Source organism: Enterobacter cloacae complex sp. IR5418, from assembly GCF_049238105.1.
GTDB lineage: Bacteria > Pseudomonadota > Gammaproteobacteria > Enterobacterales > Enterobacteriaceae > Enterobacter > Enterobacter hormaechei.
The window spans coordinates 1-3,303 of record NZ_JBMKHS010000087.1 but is presented as its reverse complement, the minus strand read 5'-3'; the positions used below and the strand labels follow the sequence as shown (position 1 = coordinate 3,303).

4 protein-coding genes are annotated in these 3,303 nt (G+C 56.6%); 3 read left to right on the top strand and 1 reads right to left on the bottom strand.

The window, feature by feature from the left end:
• The 3 genes from ACOTX7_RS24060 to istB all read left to right on the top strand — a co-directional run.
• Window positions 1-193 (top strand): hypothetical protein (locus ACOTX7_RS24060; protein WP_224750824.1); only part of this gene is annotated, 193 nt, incomplete at its 5' end.
• The gene (istA, locus tag ACOTX7_RS24055; protein WP_077249983.1) at window positions 165-1,673 is read left to right on the top strand and encodes an IS21-like element ISCfr8 family transposase; all 1,509 of its coding nucleotides are present in this window, start codon (window positions 165-167) and stop codon (window positions 1,671-1,673) included. The genes ACOTX7_RS24060 and istA, both read left to right, overlap by 29 nt.
• A complete protein-coding gene (gene istB / locus ACOTX7_RS24050) occupies window positions 1,660-2,400 on the top strand; it encodes an IS21-like element helper ATPase IstB (RefSeq protein WP_012695455.1) in 741 nt (246 codons plus the stop codon). The genes istA and istB overlap by 14 nt, the downstream gene beginning before the upstream one ends.
• Before the next feature lie 227 nt (window positions 2,401-2,627).
• Here the strand turns inward: istB and ACOTX7_RS24045 are convergent, their stop codons facing one another.
• Window positions 2,628-3,182 (bottom strand): aminoglycoside N-acetyltransferase AAC(6')-Ib3, encoded by a 555-nt coding sequence (locus tag ACOTX7_RS24045; RefSeq protein WP_032488579.1) that lies wholly within the window; start codon window positions 3,180-3,182, stop codon window positions 2,628-2,630.
• Window positions 3,183-3,303 lie beyond the last annotated feature (121 nt).

Below are 3,303 nucleotides of genomic sequence, written 5' to 3'. Positions count from 1 at the left end.
TGTAAGGCCTTTGAATAAGACAAAAGGCTGCCTCATCGCTAACTTTGCAACAGTGCCCTGGCCATTAATTTTGACCCACCCCAAGGTGGCCAACCGGCCAGAAATGCAGATAGGGTTCCCAGCCTTTTGGCAGGCCGGGAACCGTTCTGATGATGAGGTGGAACGTGATACACAAAATAAAATCATTACATGACGATGGCAAAGGACTTTCCATTCGGGCCATCAGCCGGGAGCTGGGCATCTCGCGCAACAGCGTGCGCAAGTATCTGCGTCAGGATGAAACAACCACTGCCCGCAAGCTGGATAACCCTGTCCGCAGCAAACAGCTCGACACCTACCGGGGATACCTGATCAGCTTGCTGGCCAGCTTTCCCGGGCTCAGTGCAGTCAAGATTGCCCGCAAGCTCAAGGAGAAACTGGGTGAGCTGCCGACCTCCGAGCGCAGTATTCGTCGTTACGTCAGCGCGCTGAAGGAAGAGGTTGCAACCGGTCAGCACCGATATTACGAGCCGGTGGTTGATGAGGTGCCGGGTGTGCAGTGCCAGGTTGACCCGGGCGAGCTGCGTAACGTGCTGATTGGTGGCGTGGAAACAGTGGTGCACTTTGTTGTGTTTGTGCTGGCGTACTCGCGGCTGATGTATGTGGGCCTGTCGTTTAAGCCGCTGGATACCCGGCAGTTCATCCAGCTGCATGACGAAGCGCTGCGCTACTTTGGCGGCATGCCTGAAGAGCTGGTGTACGACCAGACCAAGCTGGTGGTGATTGAGGAGAAATACCGGGAGCTGACCCTCAACGAGCGTTTTCATCAGTACGCCACCACAGCCGGCTTTCGTATCCATGCTTGCGAAGGCTATGACCCCGAGAGCAAGGGCAAGGTTGAAGCGGGCGTCAAATACGTCAAGCAGGACTGCTTTTACGGCGAGACCTTCCGTGATGAGCAGCACCTGCGCGAGCATGTGCATCACTGGCTGGACAAGGTCGCCAATGTGCGGGCACACGGCACCACAGGTGAGGCACCTCAGCTGCGTTTTGAACGTGACGAACAGGCTCTGCTCAAGCCCTACCTGTCACCCTCTTGCGTCACATCTGAAGCCCGTGAGACCCGCAAGGCGGATAAGACCGGACTGATCTCCTGGAAGGCCAACAAGTACTCTGTGCCCATGGCCTGGCAGCAAAGCCGTGTCGGTGTGCTGGAAGACGACAGCCAGCTGCATGTGATTGATCTACAAACTGGCGAAGTGATTGCCCAGCATGCGTTGGCGGGCGGCAAAGGTCAGATTATCAAAAACACCCACCACTACCGTGACCATGCCCAGCGCCGGCAGCAGCTGGAGCAGGACATTCAAGTACTGGTGGGCGACGAGGCACTCAGCCTGGCCTTGTGTGATCAGTTGCGGAGATCCTTGCCCAAGGTCTATAAGGATCAACTGTTCGCAGTACGCAACCTGCTGAGTAAGCACGCACCTGTTGAACGGGACATGCTGTTGAACCTGAGCCAGAAGCCGGGCCTGACCGCCCGACAGATCGAAGCGTATCTGGTGGCCACCCAGCTGGCCAGCCGGCGTGAGCGTCTGCCTGAGCCCGTGCCAGAGGCTCCGTCAGAGCTGGACTTGAGTGCATACCGACAGCTTGGCCGCTCGACTGGCCAGGAGGTGACCCATGGGCATGCTTGAACAGACTGCCGCCCAGTACCGTAGCCTGCGCATGACCTCCATCGCCGCAGAGCTCGCCCAGTTACTGGCCGAGGCCGAAGCCAGTGAAATGTCGTTCCTGAGCTTTGCACAGCGACTGGCTGAATACGAACTCCAGCAGCGTCAGGCCAACCGGGTACAGCGCAATTACAAGACGGCAGGCTTTCCTGCGCACAAGCATCTGGAGGGCTTTGACTATCGCCACCAGACCACCATCAGCAAGCGCCAGATCAACAGCCTGCTGGACTTCCGGTTCATCGACGAGCGCAACAACGTGATCTTCATCGGCCCGCCAGGCGTGGGCAAGACCCACCTGGCCATCGGGATTGGCCACAAGGCCGTCGAGGCCGGATACCGGGTATTGTTTCGCACCGCGCTGGAGTTGGTGGAAGAACTGGAGCTGGCAGAAATGAAGGGCGAGCTGAAAAAGAAAATCAGCCAGCTGAGCAAGGTCGACCTCTTGATCATCGATGAGCTGGGCTACCTGCCCATGACCCGGCAGGCCCGCTACAACCTGTTCCAGCTGATCAACAGTCTGTACGAATACCGGTCTATCATCCTGACCACCAACAAGGACTTCACCTGCTGGGGCGAGTTCTTCCACGACGACAACGTGGCAGTACCGATCATCGACCGAATCATCCATCACTCACACATCTTTATGCTGGGAGGAGAGAGCTATCGGCTGAAACAGAAAACAACGGGTTAAACGTGCAAGGGTGGGTCAATTTTATTGGCCAAAGGTGGGTCAAAATTAATGGCCATTGACAAATGGCAAGAAGCACAGGCTCCAAATGTGACTTTATGACGTCGACGACTATCCGCACCTGAGCGGATACCTCTGCGGGGACGGTGTGGTTCATGCATGACGCCTAACGTTTGACATGAGGGGCGGCCAAGGGCGCCAGCCCTTGGACGTCCCCCTCGATGGAAGGGTTAGGCATCACTGCGTGTTCGCTCGAATGCCTGGCGTGTTTGAACCATGTACACGGCTGGACCATCTGGGGTGGTTACGGTACCTTGCCTCTCAAACCCCGCTTTCTCGTAGCATCGGATCGCTCGCAAGTTGCTCGGCGACGGGTCCGTTTGGATCTTGGTGACCTCGGGATCATTGAACAGCAACTCAACCAGAGCTCGAACCAGCTTGGTTCCCAAGCCTTTGCCCAGTTGTGATGCATTCGCCAGTAACTGGTCTATTCCGCGTACTCCTGGATCGGTTTCTTCTTCCCACCATCCGTCCCCGCTTCCAAGAGCAACGTACGACTGGGCATACCCAATCGGCTCTCCATTCAGCATTGCAATGTATGGAGTGACGGACTCTTGCGCTAAAACGCTTGGCAAGTACTGTTCCTGTACGTCAGCAAGTGTCGGGCGTGCTTCTTCTCCGCCCCACCACTCGACGATATGAGATCGATTTAGCCACTCATAGAGCATCGCAAGGTCATGCTCAGTCATGAGGCGCAGTGTGACGGAATCGTTGCTGTTGGTCACGATGCTGTACTTTGTGATGCCTAACTTTGTTTTAGGGCGACTGCCCTGCTGCGTAACATCGTTGCTGCGTAACATCGTTGCTGCTCCATAACATCAAACATCGACCCACGGCGTAACGCGC

Excerpts from the sequence above, each read along its gene's own strand:
- istB (WP_012695455.1), top strand. The coding sequence starts at position 1,660 with ATGGGCATGCTTGAACAGACTGCCGCCCAGTACCGTAGCCTGCGCATG.